Raw genomic sequence first — 23601 nt, 5'->3', positions numbered from 1 at the left:
GGCGCCGGTGCAGCGTGGGGGCATGGAGATCTACCACGAGGACCACGGCACCGCGGGCGGACGCCCGGTGCTGCTCATCCACGGCGCGCTGTCCGGCATCGGCACCTCGTTCGGCGCGCTCCTGCCGCTGCTGGCCCGCACCCGCCGGGTCATCGCCGTCGAGCTGCAGGCCCACGGCCACACCCCGGACATCGACCGCCCGCTGACGGTGGAGCACTGCGCGGCGGACGTGCTCGAGCTGCTCGACCGGCTCGGCGTCGCCACCGCCGACGTGCTCGGCTGGAGCATGGGCGCGGCGGTCGCGCTGCGCCTGGGCACCGACCATCCCGGCCGGGTCGGCCGGCTGGTGCTGGCCTCGGTGAGCTTCCACCCCGGCGGGCTGCACCCGGGACTGCTCGACGGGATCCAGGACCTGCGGCCCGAGCACCTGCACGGCTCGGAGTTCCACGAGGAGTACCTGCGCACGGCGCCCGACCCGGCGGGGTTCCCCGCGCTGGTCGCCAAGGTCAAGGAGCTGGACGCGAACCTGCCGGTGTGGACCGCCGCGCAGATCCGGACACTGGCCGCGCCCACGCTGCTGGTGCTGGGCGACGCCGACATCGTCCGCCCGGAGCACGCGGTGGAGATGTTCCGGCTGCTGGGCGGCGGGGTGGCCGGCGACCTGACCGGGCTGCCGGCCGCCCGGCTGGCGATCCTGCCGGGCACCACCCACACGGCCGTGCCGCAGCGGGCCGCGTGGCTGGCGCCCATGGTCGACGAGTTCCTCGACCAGCCGGACCCGCGCTAACGGCGGAAGGGGCCGGTGACGCAGTAGGTGATGCCCCCGGACGCGGCGCCGGTCGTGCCGCGCTGCGAGGAGAAGTACAGCCGATCGCCGGCCGGGGTGAAGGCGGGCCCGGTGATCTCGGAGCCGCCCTGGCCGGTGACCCGCAGGAACGTCGACACCGTGTCGTCCGGGGTGATCACGCAGATGTCCATGGAGCCGCCGTCCTCGGCCACGTAGAGGTCGCCCGCGGTGCTGCCGGTGATGTTGTCGACCCCGGACAGCGGCGCGGCGCCCGGGCTGACCAGGTTGTCGTCGTACGCCAGCTCGTAGCTGCCGGCGGCCAGGTTCACCTGCCAGACCCGGTTGTCGCCCTTGGTGGTGAACCAGACGGTGTCGTCGGCGTAGTGGCAGCCCTCGCCGCCGTTGAACGCCTTCGACCCGGAGACCTGGTACCGCGTGGCGGTGGGGGAGCCGTCCGGGTCGGGCACGGTCGCCCAGGTGAAGGCGCCCGAGGTGGCGGTGCCCGCCCGGAACACCTGCAGCGTGCCGGCGGACAGGTCACCCCAGGTCGACGGGACGAACCGGTAGAACCGGCCGTCGGTCTCGTCCTCGGTCAGGTAGACGACCCGGCGTACCGGATCGGCCGCCGCCGCCTCGTGCTTGAACCGGCCCAGGGCCGGGCGGGCGACGGCCGTGCCGCCCAGCGGGTAGGTCTCGAACACCCGGCCGCGGCTGATCTCCTCGCAGGACAACCAGGTGTTCCAGGGGGTCTTGCCGCCGGCGCAGTTCTGGCTGGTGCCGGACAGGATCCGCGACGCGCCCACGACGGCGCCGGCGGAGTTGAACAGGATCCGCGAGGCGCCGCCGCCGGACCCGGCCGCCACCTCGGAGTTGGACACGTAGATCCAGCCGGCGCCGTCGGGGATGACCGCGCCGCCGTCGGGGGCGTCGTGCCAGACGTACGAGGTGCCGCCGACCGTCTGCCGCGACCGGGCCACGATCGCGCTGGTGAAGCCCGCGGGCAGCTGGATGCCGCGGGCGTCGGCCGGCTGGAGCGGACCGTACGGGCCGGTGGCGTTCTGCGCCGGTGCCCCGTACGCGGCCGACCAGGCCGTGAAGGGCAGCGCCAGGGTGCCCGCCCCCACGACGGTCGCGCGCAGCATGGTTCGCCGATCCATGGAACCTCCTCGATAGGTTCCCGGTAGCCTGCGGTCCGTGCGTGACCGGTCACCGTGCGCGGGATGAACCGCCGGTGGACAACGGACCGCGATCGCGGCTCAGCTGAACCGCGCCACCGCCCGCAGCGGCGCGTGGCGCATCATGAAGCCGAGGGGCGCCCACGGCCAGGCCGGCACCTGGGCCTGCGCCCGCTCCCGCTCGATCGCCCGCACCATGGCCCGGACGCCCCGCTCGGTGGAGACCATCAGCGGCTTGGGCCTCGCCGCCGGGTTCGCCTCCGAGACGATGTAGCCGGGGAAGACCGTGGTGACCTTGACCGGGGTGCCCAGCAGGTCGGCGCGGACGCCCTCGGCCAGCGCGGCGACACCCGCCTTGGCGGCGGCGTAGGTCGTCATCCCGCGGGGCAGCCCGCGCATCGCGCTCATCGAGGAGATCATCACCAGGTGGCCGTGCCGCTGGTCCCGGAAGATCTGCACCGCCGCCTCGCACTGCGCCAGCGCGGCCACGAAGTTGGTCCGGGCGCTGTGCAGATTGGTGTCGAACCCGCCCGTGCCGATCGGCCGGCCCTTGCCGCCGCCGGCGTTGACCACGACCCGGTCCAGCCGGCCGAGGTCGGCCCGGAACGCCTCGAACACCTCGAACACCCGGGGATGGTCGGTCACGTCGAGCTCCCGCACCGCGACGGTGATGCCGGGGTGGGCGGCGAGCAGCTCGTCGCGCAGCGCCTGCAACCGGTCGAGGCGGCGCGCGCACAGCGCCAGGTTGCGTCCGCGGGCGGCGAAGTCGCGGGCCATCTGCTCGCCCAGCCCGGCGCTCGCCCCGGTGATCAGGATGTTCTTCCGCACGCCCACGCGCCCGCCTCTCCTCGCCGCCGACCAGTCTCCAGCCCGGCCGGCGGCGCCGGAGCGGCGGGGGTGACAAAGTCGGCGGCCGCCCTGTCACCGCGGTGACAAGCGCGCGGTCAGGGCGCGGTGGCGGGCCGCCGGGTGTCCCGGCCGCGGGCCGCCTTGCCGGCGTACATCGCCGCGTCGGCCAGCCCGATCAGGACGTTGCGGTCGGCGGTGCGGCCGGGCCGGGCCTGCGCCGTGCCGGTGGTCACGCCCACCGACACCACCCCGGCCGGCAGGGTGAACGGCGCGCGGACGGCCTCGGTGATCCGCTCGGTGAGCACAGCCGCCTCCGGGCCCAGGCCGCCCCGGCAGAGGATGAGGAACTCGTCGCCGCCGAGCCGCCCGACCAGGTCCTCGCGGCGGACGACGCGGGTCAGCCGGGCCGCCACCTCCCGCAGCACCGCGTCGCCGGCCGGGTGCCCGTACCGGTCGTTGACCGGCTTGAAGCCGTCGAGGTCGCAGAGCAGGATCGTCACCTCGTCCAGGGCGCCCCGGTCCACGTCGGCGAGCGCGCGGTCGATCTCGGCGGCGATGTGCCGGCGGTTGTACAGCCCGGTCAGCTCGTCGTGGGTGGCGTGGTAGGCCAGCGTCTGCTCGGCGCGGTCGCGCTGGCCCGACAGGTGCCGGATGCGCAGCAGCACCAGCGGCACGACCAGCAGCGTCCCGACCGGCAGCAGCAGGCTCGCCGACTCGGTGCCGCGCAGCACCTGCACGGCCGCGATCAGCGGGTTGGCGCTCAGCGCGGCCGCGAGCCAGCCGAGCCGCTGGTGACCGGCGGCGGGGCCGGCGCCCAGGGGCACGGTGATCGCGGGCGCGTCCGGCAGCAGCGGCGCGGCCGCGAGCGTCACGTACGCCGTCATCATCACCGCGGTGCTCACGACCGTGCCGGCGCCCGCGGTGAGCGTGCCGGTGGCCGTGGCGGCCAGCGTGAGGACCCCGGTGAGCAGCAGATAGCCGAGCGTGCCGCGGCCCGGCCGGCCCATCATGCCGAGCCGGATCACGCAGCCGATGACGGCGGCCAGCACCAGCAGGTCGGCCAGCAGCAGGGTCTGGCCCGCGGGCGGGGCGTCCGCCGGCAGGTGCGGCTGGATCACCCATTCCCAGATCGGGCCGGCGGCGCAGAGCCCGAACAGGGCCGCGTCGATGATGCCGCCGGGGTCCGCGCTGGCCCGCCGGCGCACGGCCAGGGCCAGGCCCAGCAGGAAGAACGTGTGCGCGGTGGACTGCACGAGATCGAGGGACGAGCCCTGCGCGCGGCCCAGGTGCGCCGCGTTCATCCAGCCGGGCCAGATCAGCTGGCCGGCGACCAGCAGCACCAGGCCGCCGACGGCGAGCAGCCAGGGCCGGCGGTCCGGCAGGTGCCCGCTCGCCAGCGCCGCCAGGAACGTGACGATGGGCAGGATCGAGACGAGGGTGTAGACCAGCGGGCGTCCGGCCGGGCCGGCCAGCACGTACGCGACGCCGGCGCAGACCACCACGGCGGCCGTCCCGGAGTGCACGGGCCATGCCGGTGCTGTGGCTCGTGGCCAGCGCATCGGCAAGTCTCCTCCTCGGCGTGTTCCCCAGCCTCTTCGGTTCGGCGCCCCCGGACCTGAGCAGATCATGTTTTCACGGCCCGGCGATACCCGCACCGGTCGCCCGGACCGGAAAGCCCGGTCCGGGCGCCGGTCAGTCGGCTGGCGGACAACGCCCGCCCGCGGCATGCGCCAGGCTGCAGGGATGGCTGATCCACTGCTGGACCGGGACGCGGCGGCCGCGGCGCTCGCCCGGGTCACCGCCGCCGCCGGCCCCTACCTCGACTCCCTGGCCGAGCGGGCCGTGCACGACCCGGCCGCCGGCGGCCTGCTCGCCGGCCTGGGCGGTCCGCTGCCGGAGCACGGCGCCGGCACCGCGGCGGCCGTCGACCGGCTGCTCGAGATCGGCACGGCGACCGCCACGGCCTCGTCCGGGCCGCGCTTCTTCCACTTCGTCACCGGCGGCAGCACGCCGGCGGCGCTGGCCGCCGACTGGACGGCCGGGCTGCTCGACCAGAACGCTTTCGCCCGGGTGTCGTCGGCCTTCGCGCACGAGGCCGAGACGGTCGTGCTGGACTGGCTGCGGGACCTGGTCGGGCTGCCCCCGGGCTGGGGCGGGGCCCTGGTCGGCAGCGCCACCTTCGCCAACTTCACCGCGCTGGGCTGCGCCACCCAGTGGTGGGGCGAGCACCGCGGGGCCGACACCGTCCGCGACGGGCTCGCCGGGCTGCCCCGGATGCCGGTGTTCTCCGGCGGCTACGTGCACGCCTCCGCCCGCAAGGCGCTGCAGATGCTGGGCCACGGGCGCGACGCAGTCGAGGTCTGCGCCCGCGACGCGGTCGGCCGGGTCGACCTGGAGGGGATGGAACGGCGGCTGGCCGCGCTCGGCGGCGCGCCCGCGGTGATCATCGCCAACGCGGGGGAGGTCAACGCCGGCGACTTCGACCCGGTGGAGTCGCTGGCCGAGCTGGCCGCCCGGTACGGCGCCTGGCTGCACGTCGACGGCGCGTTCGGGCTGTTCGCCGCGCTGTCCCCGCGCACCGAGCACCTCGTGCGCGGGATCGACCGGGCGCACTCCGTCGCCGCGGACGCGCACAAGTGGCTCAACGTGCCCTACGAGAGCGGCTTCGCCCTGATCCGCGAGCCCGGGCGGCTCGGCACCGCGTTCGGCATGCCCGGCGCCGCCTACCTGCCCGGACCGCAGGACCCGGGCGGCGGCTACGGCCTGTACGGGCCCGAGTCGTCGCGGCGGGCGCGCTCGCTGCCGATCTGGGCGACGCTGAGCGCGTACGGGCGCCACGGCTACCGCGCCATGGTGGAACGGCACCTGGACCTGGCCGGGCATCTGGCCTGGCGGGTCGACGAGGCGCCCGAGCTGGAGCGCCTGGCCGACGTGCCGCTGTGCATCGTCTGCTTCCGGGTCACCGCGCCCGGCCTCCCGGCGGCGGAGCTCGACCGGTGGAACCGGGCCGTCGGCGAGGCGCTGCTGGCCGACGGCCGGGTCTTCTGCGGCACCACCGTCTACGGCGGCCGGGTGGCGCTGCGGCCGGCCATCGTGAACTGGCGCACCACCGAGGCCGACATCGACCTGTTCGTCGACGTGGTCCGGGAGCTGGCCGAACGCACCCGGGGACACCACGGCTAACCGGCCCGCACCTGCTGAGCGAAGCCCTGGACGACCTGGTGCACCGCCTGGTCGTAGTCCTCCTGGGGGATCAGCTCCCGGTCGCGCAGGGACTTCAGCGTGACGAGGGCCTCCTCGACGGTCATCGGAGCGGCCGACGCCTCGTCGACCGCCGCCGCTCCGTCCTGCGCTGCCGGGGTGGGACCGGCGGGGGAGGGTGGCTGCTGGGCTTGGGCGTCCTGCGGGCCTGCCTGGGCTGGGCCTGCCTGGGCTGGGCTTGCCTGGGCCGGGGTTGCCTGGGCCGGGGTTGCCTGGGCCGGGGCGGCCTGGGCCGGGGGTGCCGGGGCGGCGTCGCCGTCGAGGACCCAGCCGACGCCCAGGGCGCCGCCCGCCCAGATCGCGGAGGCGACGAGATTGAGCAGGACCGACGCCACCACCCTCTGCCCCTGGAACGACAACGACATCAGCGGCATGACCGCGGCGGCGAGATCCCGTCGCAACCGGCTCGTCCAGGGATCGCGGCCGGGACCCGCCCCACCGGCCACCGTCGGCAGGCGAGCCTCCCGCAGTTCCTCCCGCAGGCGCCACAACTCGGCGCGCAGTCCGCCGGTCACGACCGCGGCGGGGGCCCACGAGACGACGGAACCGGCCGCCGCGTGCACGTGACGGACGATGCGCGTCGCCATGGGGCCCGGGGCCATGCCGATGACCACGAGCATCTGCGTGACGCCGTCGACGAGATCGTGGACGCCGTGCGGCAGGCCCCGGAACGCCTCGCCGGGATCCTGCTGGTCGCCGAGCCGGGTCCAGAAGGCCTCGTCGCCGAGGACGGCGTCGAGCGCGATGCAGGTGCGGTCGCGCGCCCATTCCAGGGTCACCCGCTCGGACGAGGGGTCGGTGTCGGCCAGGGCCAGGGCGATGGCCCGGAGCGCGCCGTGCAGCTCCTCGGACATCGGGTCGTCGGTCCCGGTGCCCGCGGGACCGCCGGCCAGCGGGGGGCGGGCCCGCGCCGTACCCGGTAGCGCGCGACCTGCGCTCTGCGCCATGCGACCAGTATTGTCCAAGATCAATGGTAGGGGGTGGGAAGGGGCGGAACTCGTCTGTCGGGTTCCGGCGGGTGGTGCGGTGCCGATCTGCCCTGGGCTCGGTGTGCGCACCGACCGGGCCGGCGCGGCGCGCTCCTTGTCGACCTTCACGCTGCTCGACCTCTGTCCGTGAGGTTCTTTCCTCCCTGACCGTTTGACCGTCAGGCTGCTCGGCTCCTCACCGCCAGCCCTCTCCGCCTTCGACCCGCCAGCCTTCTGGACGCCCGCGTCGGGGAGCCGGCTCGCCGGCTGGGAATTGCCCGCGCGCCCTTGGCCTCGCTGCTGCTCGGTGTGCTCGGCGGTCCGTTCGCGGGGTGGGTCTCGCCGATCCGGCGGTGGGGCAGGTGCTCCACCGGCCCGCTCCGAATCCGCTGCGGCCGGGCCGGCGTTCCCCCTCAGCGCCTGATCATGGTCCGCCCGCCGCGCGGCGTCGCATGTCCGGCACGGCGGCGTCAGCCATCTGACCGGCTCCGCACGTTCCCGATCGACTACTCCGGAGCACCGCCTCTCCCGCACCTGGGGGAGGGGCGTGAGATGCCGATGCGCGCCGACGTCGTCCTCAACGGGACGTTCCGATGATCCCGGTGCCGGCCCGGGCGACCAGCACCCCACGTGCGGCCGTGGTGCGCTCCCGGGAGGCGACGCTCGGTGCTGCTTCGCGGGCCGGGAGGGCGACGGGTCAGAGGGGCGACCGGATCGCGGTCCAGCCGGTGACGTCGCACTGACCGTGCTCGTTGTTGCCGGCGGCGACGACCGTGCCGTCCGCGCGCAGGCCGAGGGTGTGGGTGGAGCCGGCCGCCACCGCGACGATCTCGCGCCAGTCGGTGACGTCGCACTGGCCGTGGTCCCCGTTGCCCGCGGCCACGACCCGGCCGGCCGCGGTGACCCCGACGGTGTGGTAGCTGCCGGCGGCCACCGCCACGACGTCGCTCCAGGCGCCGACGTCGCAGGCGCCCGTCGACGGGTCCCCGACCGCGAGGACCCGTCCGTCGGTGGTGAGGCCGACCGTGTGGAGGTAGCCGGCGGCGACGGCGGCGATGTCCCGCCACGGCCCGACCGCGCACTGCCCGCGCCGATCGTTGCCCGCGGCGACGACGGTCCCGTCGGCTCCGAGGCCCACCGAGTGCCAGTCGCCGCAGGCCAGCCCGACGATCTCACGCCACCGGCCCACGTCGCATGCGCCCTCGCGGACGCGTCCCGCGGCCCGCACTGTGCCGTCAGCGACGAGCCCCAATGTGCGCCGCCAGCCCGCGGCGACCTGGGTCACGTCGCGCCACGACGTGACGTCACACTGCCCGTCACCGTTCCAGCCCGTCGCCGTCACGGTGCCGTCCGCGCGCAGGCCGACGCTGTGGGACCGTCCGGTGTTGGGCGCCGTGTGCACATTGCCGGCCGCCACCGCGACCATCCGGGCCCAGTCCTCGACCCGGCACTCATCGGAGGTCCCCTGGCCGGCCGCGACCACGGCGCCGTCGGCGCGCAGCCCCAGCGAGTGCCGGCGGCCGGCGGCGATGACGGTACTTCTCATGGGAACAGCATGACCGATGGCGTGGGCGAGCGAGCCGGAGAGCCGCCATCCGCGACCGGGCGCCTCCGGTCCACTGTCGACCGCGGTCGACCGGTACCCTTCGCCGGACCCCATGATCCGGAAGGTGTCTCCCGTCGTGCGTGCGCTCTTCGTGGTGGCCGTCGCCGTGCTGGCCGGCTTCGCCCTCAGCCCCCTGCTGCGCGCGGACGCCGCCTGCCCGCCCCGCCCCGGGGCCTCGGCCGCCGCGTCGGCGCTGGACGGCTGGAGCGACGAGCAGATCGCCAACGCCCGCCTCATCGTCGCCATCGGCAACGACCGGCGGGTGCCGGTCCGGGGCCAGGTGATCGCGGTGGCCACCGCCCTGCAGGAGTCCCGGCTGCGCAACCTGCGCGGGGGTGACCGGGACTCGATCGGCCTGTTCCAGCAGCGCCCCAGCCAGGGCTGGGGCACACCCGGCCAGCTGGCCGATCCGGCCTACCAGACCCACAAGTTCTACGACAAGCTGCTCGCCGTCGACGGCTGGCAGCGGATGCGGCTCACCGACGCCGCCCAGACCGTCCAGGTGTCAGCCTTCCCGGAGGCCTACGCGAAGCACGCCCGGGCCGCCACCCGCCTCGTCGACGCGCTGAGCCCGGCGGTCGCCTGCAGGTGAGCCCGCGCATCACGGCGGACCTGAGGGCCTCCGGCAACCCGGCGGGACGTCGCCGTCCCCCGGACCCGAAGGCCCTCACCCCCTGCTAGATCCCCCCGCGGCCACCGTCCGTCGGCAGCACGGCTAACGCGCGGCCGCGGCGCTGTCGCGGGCGATGCGGACCAGTTCGATCAGACCGTCCGCGTACTCCTGGGACTCGGCGTGCGCCTCCGCGAAGGGCGGCTGGAAGCCCACCCCCTCCCACTGGCCGGTCTCCTCGTTCCAGAGGTCGTTGCCTACCTCGAAGTCCCAGGCGGCGATGCCCAGCTCGTAGTACAGCTGGTCGGCGGAGTTGCCGGCCGCCGAGTACAGCACGTCGGCGACCGGACCCGTGTACGCCGGCCAGGTCACCGTGCCCCGCGAGGCGGAGATGGCGCCCACGATGCGGCGGGCGCTGTCCTGGAAGTACTTCGCCTCGTCGATGGACGGCCGGGGCAGCGTGACCCGGCCCGCCGCCTTGTACGCGCCCGGCGACCACATGAAGTAGCCGCCGTAGCTGTGCACGTTCAGCGCGTACTTGATGTTGGTGTGCGCCTTGGCCAGCGCGATCACGTTGCGGCTCTCCGCCTCCGACAGCTCCCCGGTGCCGGCGTACGTGCCGGACAGGCAGTTGGGGCTGCCGCCGACGTAGCCGTCGAAGTAGGAGCCGACGGTGTAGTTGCGGTTGACGTCGACGCCCCAGGAGTTGCGCAGGCGGGGGTCGCGGTTGGCGCCGGTGCAGTGGTTGACCAGGTTCTTGCGCTGGAAGTTGAAGTCGTTGAACGAGTAGTTCGCGCCGTCCGGGTTGGCCGTCGGGATCACGAACACGTCGACCGAGTCCAGCAGCTCCCGGGTCGCCGGGTCGGTCGCGTAGTTGGCCAGCAGGCGCTCGGCGAACTCCAGCGTGACCAGCGGCGTGGCCCATTCGCGGGCGTGTTCCTGGCTGTAGGCGAGCACGCCCACCTTGGACCCGTCGCGCACCGCGCCGATCCGCAGGGCCTGCACCGTCCACGGCCGGCGCGGCACCTCGGTGCCGGCCAGGCCGTCGTCGAGGCGGGCCGGGCCGGCGACCGGCATCGGCACGCCCGCGGACCCCTCCTCGACGAACGCGTTGAAGCGCTGCGGATACCGGGCCGTGATGAAGGCGGCCACGTCGTCGGTCGTGCTGATCACCTTGCCGCCGGCGTCGGTGGCCAGCGAGACGGTCAGGACCCGGTCCCGGTACGTCGCACCGAGCGGCCTGTTCGCTTGTCCCGGGTCGACCGTGCGCACCTGGACGCCGTTCATGCCCTGGTCGCCGAACCTGACCGACTCCACCACGACGGCCGCCGCGGCCGGGTCGCCGAGGTACGCGGCCGCGGTGCGGCGGTACCCCTGGGTGCGGTTGGGCAGGTCGATCACGTCGACCAGGCCGGCGTACTGCCGGCTCAGCCGCTTGATCCGGGCCTTGATGTCGGTCGGGGTCAGGTACGCGTCGATGAAGTCGCGCTGGTAGCCGCCGGGCAGCGCCGGCGGGGTCGCGCCGGGCCAGACCGCCGGCGTGATCGTCCGCGACCGCCCGCCGAGGCTGGACGTCGCGCTCACCGTCACCGGCCGCGCGGGCAGCCGCTGCGGCACCTGGACGTGGTACTGGTACTCGCCCGAGTCCTCGAACCGGTAGAGCGAGTAGCTGCCGGTGGTGCCGTCGGCCGTCGTCCAGGTCACGGTGATCTCGACGTCCGGGTCGTCCGTGGCCGTGGTGGCCACCTGCGTCTGCAGGAACGTCCGGCCGCCGGAGGTCCACCAGTAGGCCTGCAGGAACTGCAGCGTGTCCTCGCCGGCGAGCCGGCTGCGGGCCTGGCCCTCGGCGAGCCGCCGCGCGCCGTCGTCCTGCGTCTGGATCACCTGGACGGCCACCGCGCCGCGCTTGGTGAGCGCGCCCAGCTCGGCCGCGTCGACCACGACATCGGCCATGACCTGCCCGTCCGTGGTACGCGGCCGGGTGGCGACGTCGGCGCCGGAGGCGACCAGGCGCTGGAACGCGGCCTCGTCCGGCAGCCGGAAGCGGATCAGGGCGTGTTCGCCGGCGGCCAGGGCGATCGCCGGCGCGGCGCCGGGTCCGCCGGGCGGGGCGGCGGCGCTCGCGCCGGGGTGGGTGAGCAGTCCGGCGGTCAGCACGGCTGTGGCGGCGGTGACCGCCCAGCGGCGTCTGGATGACATCGAGCCTCCTGCGACATCGAAGGATGGTGACGTCCACACCAGTCCATCCATCGATCCCTGTCAACCGCCCCCGGCCCGGTCGCGGAAGTGGGCCCGCGCGCTGACGGGCCGGGCGCCGTCCACGTCGGTGAAGCCGTACTCGGCCGCGAGCTCGGCCGCCACCAGGCAGCGGCCGGTGTGCCGGGCCACCCCGGGGCCGCCGGCCAGCGCCACCACCGCGCGCCCGACGAACTCGGGCGACTCCGATCGGGACAGGTCCAGGAACTCCGCGGCCCTGAGCACCCCCTCGGTGCGGACCAGGCCGGGGTAGAGCCCCACGGCGGTGACCCGCCGCGGCCGCAGCTGCTCGGCCATCACGGCGATCATCCGGTCGTCGGCCGCCTTGGCGACGCTGTACGCCACCTGGTCCTCGCCGCTGAGGTAGCTGCCCGGGAAGAAGGAGACCGTGACGACCAGGGCGCCCGGGCGCAGCAGGGGGACGGCGAGCACCGTGGCGGCGTAGTGCGCCCGCACGCCACCGGCGAACATGTCGTCCCACACCGACAGCGGCTGCCCCCAGGTGTGGTCGCACACCATCGCGACGCCGGCGCCGCCGGCGGCGGTCACCTCCCGCGCGGTCTGCTCGACGCTGCCGCCGACCCGCGGATAGGTGACCGCGGCGTCGGTCGACCGGCCGGTGACGTACACCGTGTAACCGGCCGCGCCGAGGGCGAGGGCGACGCCCTTGCCGACCCCGCGGCTGGCGCCGGTGACCATCGCGATGCGCTGCTGAGTCAGGCCGCGATCCTGCCCCCGGGGTACGACAGGAATCGCCCCGCCGGGAGCCCGGGACGGCTCAGGCGTCCCGCAGCGCGCGGGACGGGTCGGCCTGCTCCGGCTCGGTGGTCTCCGCCCCGGTGCTGCCCGGCTCCGGCTCCGGCGTTCCCGGCCGCACCGCCGCCCGCGGCAGTCGCGGTTCCAGCCGCAGCACCCCCGCCGCGGCCCCGCCGACCGCCGTCGCCAGCACCAGCCACATCCCGGTCGGCGACGCCGTCAGCAGCCCGGTCAGCACGGCCGGGGCGAGCGCGGTCGGCACCGCCCAGGACAGCTGGTAGACCGCCAGGTGCCGGCCCCGGGTCTCGGCCGGCGCCGCGCTGGCCACCATCGCCGAGGCGGTCGCGCCGTGCATCAGCTCGCCGACCGTGAAGGCCGCGGTCGCCACGAACACCCCGATGACCAGCGCGGTGCCGGTCGAGACGACGCCCAGGACGGCGTACGCCACGAACGACGTCGCGAACACCGTCGCGCCCAGCGCGACCGACCGGGTCCGCCGGTAGCGGGTCAGCAGCCGCGTCACCGGGATCTGCAACACGGCGATGCCCACGGTGTTGACCGCGTAGAGCACGCCCACCAGGGAGCTCGGCTGATCCAGTTCCTGGGTGACGTATACGGGCAGGCTCACCGACAGCACCATGTAGCCGAACGCCACCGGCACGTTGAGCAGGGTCAGGGCCAGGAACGGACGGTTGCGTGCCACCAGCCGGTAGCCGCGGGCGGTGCGGGTGACCGCCGTGGCGCGCGGGCGGGTGGGTATCGAGCGGATCAGCAGGGCCGCGACGGCGAACGCCACCGCGCTGCCCAGCACGATCCCGTGGTAGGCCCGGTCGCTGCCCAGGGCCAGCGCGGCCCCGGCGAGCAGGCCGCCCGCGCCGAGCCCCGCGTTGCGCAGGCTGCGCTGGGCGGCGATCAGCCTGTCCCGGGCCGCGCCCTCGGCGATCTCCGCGATGAACGACTGGATGGACGGCGAGAAGGACACGTCGCCGATCGCCATCACCAGCACGGCCAGGAACAACGGCACCGGGTCGTGCACCAGCGGATAGCTGGCGAACGCGGTCGCGCGGACCAGGTAGCCGCCGACCACGACGGCCCGGGCGCCGTACCGGTCCACCAGGACGCCGGTGATCGGGTTGCTCACCAGGCCCAGGACCGCCGCGGCGCTGATGATCGCGCCGACCCGGGTGATGCTCAGGCCGGTGTTGTGGTGGAAGTACAGCAGCGACAGCGGCAGGTACATGCCGCTGCCGGTGGCGTCGACCACCATGCCCAGCATGTACCGCGCCTGCGTCGACCGCTTCATGCGGGCTCCTCGATGACGGTCTGCGCCGTGAAGCGGTCGCCGAGCGCGCGCAGCCGGCGGAGGCACCCCTCGCGGGTGGGCGCGGTGCCAACGGCGGCGAGGAGGAAGTCCGAGGAGCCGGCGGCCGGGGGGATCACCTGGCCCGGCTCGGCGTACCGCCAGAACCGGTGCACCCACGGCTCCGGCGGTGGCGACGGCACGGACCTGACCCTACCGGGGCGTTTCATCATCAGCACCTGGCCCGCCATCGTCCGGGGTGCCGGCGGGGCGCCGGCCCCGAGCCCGGGCAGGGGCAGGCCGAGCTGGGCGCGGGTCGCGTACTCGCCGAGGTTCATGGCGAACAGCGCCTCGAACACCTCGCGGATCTTCGCCCCGGCCGGGCGGCTCGCCATCTCGCAGAGCACCAGCCGGTCGTCCGGGGTGTGGAAGATCTCGGCGTGGAACCCGTGATCGGTGAGCCGGCTGCCGGCGTCGGTCAGCGCGGCCCGGGTCCGCTCCGCGAAGTCGAGCAGCCGTGCGGTGAGCGGGTCGCCCGGCTCGAAGGTCAGGTCGATGCGGGCCCCGGGATCCGAGCCGAACGAGGCCAGGTCGTACTGGTACTGCGCCGGCCAGGCCAGCACCGTGCGGCCGCCGACGACCAGCCCGTCCACGTGGCACATCCGGCCCGGCACGAACCGCTCGAGCAGCAGGTCGTCGCGCTCGCCGCCGGCGTAGGCGGCGGCCAGCGCCCGCGTCGTGGCCGGCTCGTCGCGCAGGATGTGCAGCCCGATGGCGTTGTAGCCGGCGCGGTCCTTGAGGACGACCGGCAGCCCCTGGGCGGCGATGAACTCCCGCGCCTGCCCGGCGTCGCGGGCCAGGACGTACGGCGCCACGTCGAGGCCGGCCCGGCGGACGCGTTGTTTCATCAGGGCCTTGTCGCGGAACGGCAGGACGTCGGCGGTCCAGGGGCCGTCGAGTCCCAGGTGCTCGCGGATCTGGGCGGCGGCGTCCACGTCGGCCTCGTGGTGCGCGATCACGTGCGTGACACCGAACTCGCCGCACAGGTCCAGGCCCCGCTTGACGACCACGTCGGTGTCGAAGCGGTCCAGCACCTCCAGCCGCGAGAAGTTCCGGTCGTCCACGGGGACCGGCTCGCCGCCCGGCGCGAAGCGGCTGCGGTCGGCCAGCACGACGATGTCGCCCGGATAGTCGTGCAGCCAGCGGTCGTAGGGGAACGGCTCCAGCGGGTTGCGGTGCAGGATCAGGACGCTCACGGCGCCTCCACCAGGCTCGGGCCGAGCTCGGCGAGCCGGGCGGTGCTGACCCGGCCGTACTCGTCCTCGACCGTGATGCGCAGGGCCGTGGTGGTCACCTGCTCGGCGAGCTCGATGGCGGCCGAGGCGTCCGCGGCCGTGACCGCGACCAGCCCGAGCCGGTCCCAGTTGTCCCGCAGCGGGCGCACCGGGTCACCCGGCTTGGCGGTGATCTTGACGGCGAGGACGCCGGGCAGGGCGCGGGCCTGCTCCACGCCCTCGACCGCCGTCACCCGGCCGTGGGCGCCGACGAGGAAGCGCGAGCTGGCCCCGGCGTGCGGCGCCGGCCGGTCCGGCAGCTCCTCCACCAGCCGGAACGGCCAGCCCACGGCCAGCCGCCCCAGGTCCACCCCGTACGCGGCGAGCACCAGCTCGGGAATGGCGTCCCCACCCCAGCGCGTGTGACCCTCGATGACCCGGACGGCGTGCTCGCCCGCGCGTACCTCGGTGTGGCAGACACCGTCGGTGACGCCCATGTGGTCCAGGAACCGCGCGACTGCCGCCCGGACGCGCTCGGCCACCTCCTCGCCCACCCGGGCCGGTACGGCGTGACCCAGCTCGGCGAAGTGCCCCTCGGCGGTGAACTTCTCGGTGATCGCCACGATCACGTGCCGCCCGGCGAAGCTGAACGACTCCACACTGAACTCCGCGCCCTCGACGTACTGCTCCATCAGGAAGTCCTGGAGCACGTACATGGTGGAGATGCGGTCGGTGCGGGTGCCCCGCAGGGCCGACACCTGCTGCCAGATCCGTTCGGCGTCGGCCGGGCCGTCCACCTTGAACACGCCGATGCTCGCGGTGGCGTCGGTGGGTTTGACGATGAACGGATAGCCGTGCTCGTCGCCGAACGCCTCCAGATCGCCGCGGTGCAGCAGCAGCCGGGCCTGCACGGCCTCCGGGTCGAGCCGGGCCAGGTGACGCCGCATCGCCCACTTGTCGCGGATCCGCCGGGTGGCCTCGTGGCCGGTGCCGCCCAGGCCGTAGTGGTCGTTGACCCGGGCCGCGGGCTCCAGACCCGGCTCGGTCAGCGACACGGCGGCGGCGAAGCCGTGCTCGTCGTGCAGCCGGCGCACGACCGGCTCGGTGGCCGCCCAGTCGGTGAAGTCCACCGCCACCAGGACGTCGGCCAGGGACTCCTGCTCCGCGGTCACCTTGTCCGGATGCTGCAGCAGCAGCACCTCGAGGCCGAGCTCCTTGGCGGTCCGGACGGTCTCCGGCAGCCCGCCGACGATGAGCACGGTACGGTCGGGATTCATCGTCGGGGGTCCTCGTCGGTCTCGGCGGCTTCATGGGCCCAGACGCTCAGGTACCGCTCGCCGGTGTCGGGCAGCACGACCACGATGACGCGGTCGGCGTTCTCCGGCCGGGCGGCGACCCGCAGGGCCGCGTGCGCGGCGGCGCCGGACGAGATCCCGGCCAGCACCCCGGCGCGGCGGGCCAGCCAGCGCGCGGTGGCGGCCGCCTCGTCGTCGGTGACCGTGAGCACCTCGTCGATCAGCGCGACGTCGGTGGTGTCGGCGATGAATCCGCCGTTGAGGCCGGGGATGCAGTGCGTGCCGGGCTCGCCGCCGGAGAGCAGCGCCGAGGTGGCCGGCTCCACCGCGACCGCCCGCAGGTCCGGGTTGTGGCGCTTGAGGTACGCCGCGGACCCGGACAGCGTGCCACCGGTGCCGATGCCGCAGACCAGGATGTCGACCCGCCCGGCGGTGTCGGCCCAGATCTCCGGACCGGTGGTCTCCCGGTGCGCGCGGACGTTGTCGGCGTTGGTGTGCTGCTGCGGGTACCAGGCGCCGGGGATAGCCGCCGTGAGCGCCGCGGCCCGGTCGATGGCGCCCTGGTAGCGCAGCTCGTGCGGGGTGAGTTCCACCTCGGCGCCGAGCGCGCGCAGCAGCCCGATCCGCTCGGCGGTGGCGCTGTCGGGCAAGACGATGACGCACCGGTAGCCCCGGGCCGCGGCGAGGGCGGCCAGGGCGATCCCGGTGTTGCCCGAGGTGGCCTCGACCACGGTGCCGCCGGGGGCGAGCTGCCCGGACCGCTCCGCGGCGCGCAGCATCCACAGCGCCGCGCGGTCCTTGATGCTGCCCAGCGGGTTGGCCGATTCCAGTTTGGCCAGCACCTGCGCCCCGGGGGCGGCGTCCCGCCGGGGCAGCCGCAGCAGGGGCGTGCGCCCGATCAGGTCCTCGATGCTGTCGGCGATCCGCGGAGTGGACGGCGGCGCCTGCGGCGGATTGTCGAGCACGGTGTTCACCTCATCTGTGCGGCGCCGAGCGATCGGCGCGGGAACGCTCACCACGAACCTGCGGACGCGGTGTGACGCAGAAGGTCGATCGGCTGCGGCGCCGTCCGGGCCGGCGGCGCCAGCGGTACGGCGGCCGCAGCGGTCGCGCGGCCCCGGGCCGGCACGTCCTGCAGGACCAGGGCGTGAGCGCCGATGAACGACCGCTCGCCGACGGTGACGGCGCCCAGCACGCTGCTTCCCGCACCCAGCACCGTGCCGGCGCCGATCACGGGATGCCGCCGGGCGCCCGGCTCGCGCGCGTTGTCCCGCCACCACCCCACCGCGCCCAGCGTGACCTGATGGAACAGGGTGACGTCGTCACCCACGACGGCGGTCTCCCCGATCACCACCGCGGCCCCGTGGTCGATGAACACCCGCCGGCCCAGCCGTGCGCCCGGGTGGATCTCCACCCCGGTCAGGGCGCGGGCCGCGGTCATGATCAGGCGGGCCACCACGCGGTGCCCGGTGCGGTACCAGAAGTGGGCCGCGCGGTGCAGCCAGATAGCGGTCAGACCCGGGTGCAGCAGCGCCTCGACCCGGGTGTGCACGGAGGGGTCGCGAGCCAGGACCGCCCGCAGATCCTCGGCGAGGATCTGCGGCAGTCGCGGCTGACCACGGGGAGCGCGCACGGATACCGGACCTTTCTGCTGGGTGACGCGGGGTTGCCCGAAGCGCCGGCGGCGCGGCGGCCGGCCCCCGAATCCGGGCCGGGCAGTGTCGGCTCTCGATCTGTTCGCCGGGCCGGCACCGAACGTGACGGCCCCATTCTTAGGCCGGCGGCGACTGACCGCAAGTGCCGATATCCGACCGTCCGAGTTGACCGATTGACAGGGCCACCCCCTTGATTGATTGGCTTGGCGAGATCGGCACACCCCGGCCTTCCGGTCAATGTCGGGAGCCCTTTCGATGGGCTCACCGCGTCCGTCGCGGTGCGCCGGTGAAGCGCGCCCCACCCGGGCGCCGGCCGGTCGCCCGGTCCCGACCACCGTCGAGCGTGCTGGAGCAATATCGTGCTGAGCAGGGAAAACAGCAGGGCCGAGGTCAGCCGTGGGCACGCGGCGACGATCCTCGGCATGCTGCGTGACAACGCCCGGGAGCACCCGGACCGGCCCGCCCTGGTGGCCGGCGGGCACCGCGTGCGATACGCCGATTTCTTTGACCGGGCGCGTTCCGGAGGCGCATATCTGGGCCGCGACGGAGAACTCGCCGACCGGCCGGTGGGATTGTCTGCGGAATCGTCGGCGGAACTGATCCTGGGCGCCTGGTCAATTCTCTTCGCGGGCGCCGCCTATCTGCCGTTGTCGCCGGAGTATCCGGAGCAGCGGCTGCGGTACATGATCGAAGAGGCGGGCCTGCGGCTGGTGCTGGCCCAGGACCATCTCGCCGCCGCGCTGGCCCGGCTGGTGCCCCCGGGCGTGCGCGTCGTGACCATGTCGGAGCTCGCGGCGGCGCCGGCCGCCCCGCCGGCCGAGGCGCAGCCGCCCGACCCCCGTCACCTCGCCTACGTGATCTACACGTCCGGCAGCACCGGCGCCCCCAAGGGCGTGATGGTCGAGCACGGCGCCATCGCCCACCAGATGCGCTGGCTGCGCGATGCGCACCGGATCGGGCCGGAGACGGTCCTGCTGCAGAAGACGCCCGCCGGCTTCGACGCGGCGCAGTGGGAGATCCTCGCCCCGGCCTGCGGCGCGACCGTCGTGGCGGGCCGGCCGGGCCTGCACCGGGACCCCGACCGGATCATCGCGGCGCTGCGGCGCCATGAGGTGACGACGCTGCAGTGCGTGCCGACGCTGCTGCACGCCCTGGTCGACACCGAGGAGCTGCCCGGGTGCCCCAGCCTGCGGCAGATCTTCAGCGGCGGCGAGGCGCTGTCGCGCAACCTCGCCCTGCAACTACACGCGGCCGTGCCTGAGGTCGAGCTGGTGAACCTGTACGGGCCCACCGAGTGCACGATCAACACCTCGTCGTACCGGGTCCGGCCGGCCGCCGTGGCGCAGGGCCCGCGCGCCGTCTCCATCGGACGGCCGGTCCCCGGCCTGCGCTACCACATCCTCGACGAGCACCGCCGGGCCGTCTCGGCCGGCGAGGTCGGCGAGCTCTACATCAGCGGCCCGCAGGTGGCCCGCGGCTACCTCGGCCGGCCGGACCTGACCGACGCGGCCTTCCTGACGGACCCGGCCGCGGAGCCGGGGCACACCCGGCTGTACCGCACCGGCGACCTCGCCTACTGGGACGCCGGCCGCCGCGCCCACTTCGTCGGGCGGGCGGACAACCAGGTCAAGCTGCGCGGCTTCCGGATCGAGCTGGACGAGATCCGGCTGGCGATCGAGAGCCACGACTGGGTCGCCGCCGCCGCGGTGGTCGTGCGCCCGGACCCGAAGACCGGCTTCGACTCCATGATCGCGTTCGCCGAGCTCGACGAGAAGGAAGCCGTGCTGATGGATCAGGGCATCCACGGCGCGCACCACAAGTCCAAGGAGAGCCGGGTGCAGATCCGGGCCCAGCTGGCCAACCTCGGCTGCCGCCCGGACGACGAGCTGGCCGGCCAGCCGGTCGTGGCCCTGCCCGGCGAGATCGCGACGGCCGAGCAGCGCGACCTGGTGTTCGCCCGCAAGACCTACCGGTTCTACGACGGCGAGCCGATCGGCCGCCACGACCTGGAACGCCTGCTTGGCGCGGACGAACCACCCGGCGCCGCCCCGAGCACGACGCCCGGCCGGCTCGACCTGCCGACCCTCGGCGAGATCCTGCGCTACCTGGGCCAGTACCACAGCCCCGAACGCCTGCTGCCCAAGTACGGCTACGCGTCGCCCGGCTCGCTGTACGGCGTGCAGGTCGTGCTGGAGCTCGACGGCGTGCCGGCGGTGGCGCCGGGCCTGTACTACTACCACCCGGTGCGGCACCAGCTCGTCCGCGTCGGCGACACCACCGGCGGCGGCCCGATGGCCCGGGTGCACCTGCTCGGGCGTACGCCGGCGATCAGCGCGGTCTACCGCAGCAACGTCGAGGAGGTGCTGGAGTTCGAGGCCGGTCACCTGGTCGGCCTGCTCGAACACGTCCTGCCCCGCTACGGGCTGGACATCAGCGCGCACAGTCACCGGCCGCAGCTGCGGGACAGGCTGGGTGCCACGCCGGACGACCACTACATCGGCACCTGGGAGCTGACGCCGTACGGCTCCCGGCCGCGCGCCACGGGCGTCGAGGTCTACGTGCAGACCCACCGCGGCCGGGTCGCGGGGCTGCCGGACGGGCTGTACGCGTACGCCGGCGGCCGGTTCGCCCGGATCGGCGACGACGTGATCCGCCGCCGGGACGTCATCGCCATCAACCAGCAGGTCTACGACCGGGCCAGCTTCGGCATCGCGCTGACCCGCCCGGCCGGGCCGCGCTGGCGGCACTACTGCGACCTGGGCCGGGCCCTGCAACGCCTGCAGCTCACGGGGACCCGCCTCGGCCTCGGCTTCATGGCGTCCGGCTACAGCTCGCGCTCCGGGCATCCGCTGCCCGCCGCGCGCCGGCTCGACGCCGTGCTGGCTGCCGCCGGCCGGGCCACCGGTCCGTCCTACTTCTGCGTCGGCGGCCCGGTGAGCGCCGAACAGCTGCGCGGCCGCGACATGCGCGAGGACCTCGTGCACATGCGCGGGCCCGCCGAGATCATCCGGGACGACCTGGTCGGCCTGCTGCCGGAGTACATGCTGCCCAACAAGGTGGTGGTGCTCGACAAGATGCCGCTGTCGGTGAACGGGAAGATCGACCTGCGGGCGCTGGCGGCCCTGGCCGAGACGGGCGTCGACGCCGCCGAGCGCCCGTTCGTCGCCCCGCGGACGCCGATCGAGAAGCGCATCGCGGCGGTCTGGGGCCGCCGCCTGCACCGGGACGCGGTCTCGGTGCAGGACGACTTCTTCGAGTCCGGCGGCAACTCTTTGATCGCGGTGGGGCTGGTCACCGAGCTGAACAAGGAGTTCGGGACCAGCCTGCCGGTGCAGACGGTGTTCGAGGCGCCGACCGTCGAGCAGCTCGCCCGGCGGCTCGGCGCGCCCGCCCGGCGCGGCGCCGCGCGGCTGGTGCGGCTGCGCGCGGACGGCGCCGGCCCGCCGATCTTCTGCTGGCCCGGCCTGGGCGGCTACCCGATGAGCCTGCGCGCGCTGGCCGCCCGGATCACCACGGACCGCGGCTTCTACGGCGTGCAGGCGCACGGCGTGAACGCCGGGGAGGCGCCGCACGAGCGCGTCGCCGACATGGCCGCCGCCGACCTGGAGCAGATCCGCCGGCGGCAACCGGCCGGGCCGTACACGTTGTGGGGTTACTCCTTCGGCGCCCGGGTGGCCTTCGAGGCGGCGCACCAGCTGGAGCGGGCCGGCGAGCAGGTGGAGCACCTGGTCCTCATCGCCCCCGGCTCACCACGGGTGCGGGCCGGGGGCGGGGTGTCCCGGCCGTCCTTCGCCGACGAGACGTTCGTCCGGGTGCTCTACTCGGTCTTCGCCGGGGAGCTGTACGGCCCGGCGGCCGACGCGTGCGTGCGCGCCAGCCGGGACGAGCGGACCTTCGCGGCGTACATCACCGCGTCCTTCCCGGGCCTGGACGCCGCGACGGTGAGCCGGATCACCGCGGTGGCGGCGGGGCGGTACCGGCACACGTACACCTTCGCCGAGCTGACCGGCCGGTGCGTGGCCGCCCCGGTGACCGTGTGCCGGGTCCACGGCGACGACTACTCGTTCATCGACGCCGGTGCCGGCTACTCGCGCCGGCCGCCGACGGTGGTGACCCTCGACGCGGACCACTACAGCGTGCTCCGCGAGCCCGACGTCGGGCTGCTGGCCGAGGCCATCGCCGTCCACCCGCACGTGCCGAGCTGACTAGAGGAGGAAGTCGTGCCCCACATCAACATCAAGCACTTCCCGGTGCCGCTGGACGACGAGCGGCGCGCGACGCTGGTCGCCGCCCTGACGTCGGCGGTGGGCGAGGCGCTGGGCTGCGCCGAGAACGTCGTCTCGATCGCCCTGGAGCCGGTGGACCCGGCGGAGTGGCAGGAGCGCGTCTACCAGCCCGAAATCGTGGAGCGGGCGGCCCTGCTGTGCAAGCGCCCGGACTACTGACCGGCACCCCGGCGGCCGGGGGATCCGTGGCCGGGCGGGTGGTCGGCGGGTCGGCGGTCTGCGGTTTGGCCGGTGGGCGGGTGTTTGGCGGGTTGACGGCCTGCGGCTCGGCGGGTCGGCGGGTGGTCGGCGGTTTTACGGCCTGCGGTTCGGCATGTCGGCGGTTGATCGGCGAGTCGGCGGGCCGGCGGTCGGTCGGCGGGTCAGCGGGCCGGCGGTTGATCGGTGGGCCAGCGGGACGGTGGGAGGTCGGTGCGCCGGCCGGGCCGGGTGCTCCGGCGGGCCGCCCGCGGCGGGGTCGATGACGACGCGACGGGAGCAGGCCGAGGCCTTCCGCCGCCTTCACCGCCCGGGTGACCCGCTGCTGCTGGTCGACGTGTGGGACGTGGCCAGCGCCCGCATCGTGGAGAGCCTCGGCGCGGCGGCGGTCGCCACGACCGGCGCCGGCATTTCCTGGAGCCTGGGCGCCCGCGACGGCGAGCGCCTGGAACGGCGCGACCTGGTCGAGGCGGTGCGCCGGATCGCGGCGGCGGTGCGGGTGCCGGTCGATGCCGACATCGAGACCGGGTACGGGACGGTGCCGGGTCAGGTCGCCGACACCGTACGCGCCGTCGTGGACGCCGGCGCGGTGGGCGTCACCATCGAGGACGGCGATGACGACGGGCCGGGGCGGCTGCGCCCGGTGGGACAGCAGTGCGCCCGCCTCGCCGCCGCCCGCCGCGCCGCCGACGACTGCGGGGTGCCGGTGCTCATCAACGCGCGGGTGGACACCTACCTGCGCACGGTGGGCGATCCGGCCACCCGGCTGGCCGACACGGTGAACCGGGCCACGGCCTACCTCGGCGCCGGCGCCGACAGCATCTTCCCGGCCGGGGCCGGCGTGGACGCCGTCGTGTCGCTGGTGCGGGCCGTCGCCGCCCCGGTGAACGTCCTGGCCGAGCCGGGCGGCATCCCGGTGGCCGGGTGGGCCGCCCACGGCGTGGCCCGGATCAGCATCGGGCCGGCGCTGGCCCAGCTGGCCTACGCGACGGTGCACCGGGCAGCCCGTGCGCTGCTGCTCACCGGGCAGACCGGGCCGCTGAACCCGTCCCTGGGCCGCGAGGAGCTCGACCGGCTCGCCGGGCCCCACGCCGCCGCGCCCACCGCGGACCGGCCGCTTGCCGACGGGCCTACCGTCGCCGAGCACCTGGCCGGCGACGGGGTGTACCGCAGCCAGTTCTGGGCGAACGCGGTCCGGGACGGCGGCCGGTGACGGCCCAGGTGCCATCGCCGGCGTCATGCTCCGATCGGCCGTGCGCGCCGACCCGGGCGCGTGCGCCGACCCGGGCGCCGCTCGGCCGGCATCGCGCTCGGCGGCCCATCCT

At 74.9% G+C, this 23601-nt stretch carries 18 protein-coding genes; 6 read left to right on the top strand and 12 right to left on the bottom strand.

Annotated features, from left to right (window positions below):
- Positions 1-22 precede the first annotated feature (22 nt).
- Positions 23-787, top strand: a complete 765-nt coding sequence (locus tag Ani05nite_RS13750) for an alpha/beta fold hydrolase (RefSeq protein WP_203768443.1) — start codon at positions 23-25, stop codon at positions 785-787.
- Here the strand turns inward: Ani05nite_RS13750 and Ani05nite_RS13745 are convergent.
- The 3 genes from Ani05nite_RS13745 to Ani05nite_RS13735 all read right to left on the bottom strand — a co-directional run bounded on the left by Ani05nite_RS13745 (position 784) and on the right by Ani05nite_RS13735 (position 4370).
- Complete coding sequence (locus tag Ani05nite_RS13745) at positions 784-1944, bottom strand: alkaline phosphatase PhoX (RefSeq protein ID WP_203768442.1); 1161 nt, start codon at positions 1942-1944, stop codon at positions 784-786. The genes Ani05nite_RS13750 and Ani05nite_RS13745 overlap by 4 nt on opposite strands.
- Positions 1945-2043: 99 nt before the next feature.
- A complete protein-coding gene (locus Ani05nite_RS13740) occupies positions 2044-2796 on the bottom strand; it encodes an SDR family oxidoreductase (protein ID WP_203768441.1) in 753 nt (250 codons plus the stop codon).
- Between the two features lie 110 nt (positions 2797-2906).
- On the bottom strand, positions 2907-4370 hold the full coding sequence (locus Ani05nite_RS13735; RefSeq protein WP_203768440.1) for a GGDEF domain-containing protein: 1464 nt from the start codon (positions 4368-4370) through the stop codon (positions 2907-2909).
- A 184-nt stretch (positions 4371-4554) separates the two neighbouring features.
- Here Ani05nite_RS13735 and Ani05nite_RS13730 point away from each other — a divergent pair, with 184 nt between their 5' ends.
- On the top strand, positions 4555-5994 hold the full coding sequence (locus Ani05nite_RS13730; RefSeq protein WP_203768439.1) for a pyridoxal phosphate-dependent decarboxylase family protein: 1440 nt from the start codon (positions 4555-4557) through the stop codon (positions 5992-5994).
- Here Ani05nite_RS13730 and Ani05nite_RS13725 read toward each other — a convergent pair.
- Together Ani05nite_RS13725 and Ani05nite_RS13720 are read right to left on the bottom strand one after the other, a co-directional pair.
- A complete protein-coding gene (locus tag Ani05nite_RS13725) occupies positions 5991-7019 on the bottom strand; it encodes a hypothetical protein (RefSeq protein WP_203768438.1) in 1029 nt (342 codons plus the stop codon). The two genes, Ani05nite_RS13730 and Ani05nite_RS13725, sit on opposite strands and share 4 nt — an antisense overlap.
- Before the next feature lie 718 nt (positions 7020-7737).
- Complete coding sequence (locus Ani05nite_RS13720; protein ID WP_203768437.1) at positions 7738-8586, bottom strand: RCC1 domain-containing protein; 849 nt, start codon at positions 8584-8586, stop codon at positions 7738-7740.
- A 136-nt stretch (positions 8587-8722) separates the two neighbouring features.
- Between Ani05nite_RS13720 and Ani05nite_RS13715 the strand changes: the two genes are divergently transcribed.
- Positions 8723-9238: a peptidase M23 gene (locus Ani05nite_RS13715; RefSeq protein ID WP_203768436.1), complete on the top strand. Its 516-nt coding sequence runs from the start codon at positions 8723-8725 to the stop codon at positions 9236-9238.
- A gap of 123 nt (positions 9239-9361) precedes the next feature.
- Here Ani05nite_RS13715 and Ani05nite_RS13710 read toward each other — a convergent pair whose 3' ends face one another.
- The 7 genes from Ani05nite_RS13710 to epsC all read right to left on the bottom strand — a co-directional run bounded on the left by Ani05nite_RS13710 (position 9362) and on the right by epsC (position 17770).
- Complete coding sequence (locus tag Ani05nite_RS13710) at positions 9362-11455, bottom strand: M14 family zinc carboxypeptidase (protein WP_203768435.1); 2094 nt, start codon at positions 11453-11455, stop codon at positions 9362-9364.
- 60 nt (positions 11456-11515) lie between these two features.
- On the bottom strand, positions 11516-12211 hold the full coding sequence (locus Ani05nite_RS13705) for an SDR family NAD(P)-dependent oxidoreductase (protein ID WP_203768434.1): 696 nt from the start codon (positions 12209-12211) through the stop codon (positions 11516-11518).
- Positions 12212-12290: 79 nt separating this feature from the next.
- Positions 12291-13571 (bottom strand): MFS transporter, encoded by a 1281-nt coding sequence (locus Ani05nite_RS13700; RefSeq protein ID WP_203768433.1) that lies wholly within the window; start codon positions 13569-13571, stop codon positions 12291-12293.
- On the bottom strand, positions 13568-14824 hold the full coding sequence (locus Ani05nite_RS13695) for an ATP-grasp domain-containing protein (RefSeq protein ID WP_203768432.1): 1257 nt from the start codon (positions 14822-14824) through the stop codon (positions 13568-13570). Before Ani05nite_RS13695 ends, Ani05nite_RS13700 begins: the two co-directional genes overlap by 4 nt.
- A complete protein-coding gene (locus tag Ani05nite_RS13690; RefSeq protein WP_203768430.1) occupies positions 14821-16119 on the bottom strand; it encodes an ATP-grasp domain-containing protein in 1299 nt (432 codons plus the stop codon). The genes Ani05nite_RS13695 and Ani05nite_RS13690 overlap by 4 nt, the downstream gene beginning before the upstream one ends.
- Entirely contained in the window at positions 16116-17102 is a 987-nt protein-coding gene (gene cysK / locus Ani05nite_RS13685) for a cysteine synthase A (protein ID WP_239129874.1), read from the bottom strand. The genes Ani05nite_RS13690 and cysK overlap by 4 nt, the downstream gene beginning before the upstream one ends.
- 47 nt (positions 17103-17149) lie before the next feature.
- Positions 17150-17770 carry a serine O-acetyltransferase EpsC gene (gene epsC, locus Ani05nite_RS13680; protein ID WP_203768428.1) on the bottom strand — a complete coding sequence of 207 codons (621 nt, stop codon included), beginning with the start codon at positions 17768-17770 and terminating at the stop codon, positions 17150-17152.
- A gap of 381 nt (positions 17771-18151) precedes the next feature.
- On the opposite strand from epsC, the gene Ani05nite_RS13675 reads away from it, so the two are divergent.
- From Ani05nite_RS13675 to Ani05nite_RS13665, 3 genes are all read left to right on the top strand, one after another.
- On the top strand, positions 18152-21997 hold the full coding sequence (locus Ani05nite_RS13675; RefSeq protein ID WP_203768426.1) for an amino acid adenylation domain-containing protein: 3846 nt from the start codon (positions 18152-18154) through the stop codon (positions 21995-21997).
- Positions 21998-22012: 15 nt separating this feature from the next.
- The gene (locus Ani05nite_RS13670; RefSeq protein WP_203768424.1) at positions 22013-22237 is read left to right on the top strand and encodes a tautomerase family protein; all 225 of its coding nucleotides are present in this window, start codon (positions 22013-22015) and stop codon (positions 22235-22237) included.
- A gap of 301 nt (positions 22238-22538) precedes the next feature.
- Entirely contained in the window at positions 22539-23489 is a 951-nt protein-coding gene (locus Ani05nite_RS13665; RefSeq protein WP_203768423.1) for an isocitrate lyase/PEP mutase family protein, read from the top strand.
- The last annotated feature ends 112 nt before the right edge of the window (positions 23490-23601 follow it).

The sequence above is a fragment of the Actinoplanes nipponensis genome (genome assembly GCF_016862275.1).
Lineage (GTDB): Bacteria > Actinomycetota > Actinomycetes > Mycobacteriales > Micromonosporaceae > Actinoplanes > Actinoplanes nipponensis.
The sequence above is the reverse complement of the archived record's forward strand: the minus strand, read 5'-3'. Positions and strand labels throughout refer to the sequence as shown.

What these genes read in the sequence shown, in the direction of transcription:
- Ani05nite_RS13705 (WP_203768434.1), bottom strand. Translation starts at nt 12,211, where the DNA reads ATGGTCACCGGCGCCAGCCGCGGGGTCGGCAAGGGCGTCGCCCTCGCC.
- Ani05nite_RS13710 (WP_203768435.1), bottom strand. Translation starts at nt 11,455, where the DNA reads ATGTCATCCAGACGCCGCTGGGCGGTCACCGCCGCCACAGCCGTGCTG.
- Ani05nite_RS13700 (WP_203768433.1), bottom strand. Translation starts at nt 13,571, where the DNA reads ATGAAGCGGTCGACGCAGGCGCGGTACATGCTGGGCATGGTGGTCGAC.
- Ani05nite_RS13690 (WP_203768430.1), bottom strand. Translation starts at nt 16,119, where the DNA reads ATGAATCCCGACCGTACCGTGCTCATCGTCGGCGGGCTGCCGGAGACC.
- Ani05nite_RS13730 (WP_203768439.1), top strand. Translation starts at nt 4,555, where the DNA reads ATGGCTGATCCACTGCTGGACCGGGACGCGGCGGCCGCGGCGCTCGCC.
- Ani05nite_RS13720 (WP_203768437.1), bottom strand. Translation starts at nt 8,586, where the DNA reads ATGAGAAGTACCGTCATCGCCGCCGGCCGCCGGCACTCGCTGGGGCTG.
- Ani05nite_RS13745 (WP_203768442.1), bottom strand. Translation starts at nt 1,944, where the DNA reads ATGGATCGGCGAACCATGCTGCGCGCGACCGTCGTGGGGGCGGGCACC.
- Ani05nite_RS13735 (WP_203768440.1), bottom strand. Translation starts at nt 4,370, where the DNA reads ATGCGCTGGCCACGAGCCACAGCACCGGCATGGCCCGTGCACTCCGGG.
- Ani05nite_RS13665 (WP_203768423.1), top strand. Translation starts at nt 22,539, where the DNA reads ATGACGACGCGACGGGAGCAGGCCGAGGCCTTCCGCCGCCTTCACCGC.
- Ani05nite_RS13750 (WP_203768443.1), top strand. Translation starts at nt 23, where the DNA reads ATGGAGATCTACCACGAGGACCACGGCACCGCGGGCGGACGCCCGGTG.
- Ani05nite_RS13725 (WP_203768438.1), bottom strand. Translation starts at nt 7,019, where the DNA reads ATGGCGCAGAGCGCAGGTCGCGCGCTACCGGGTACGGCGCGGGCCCGC.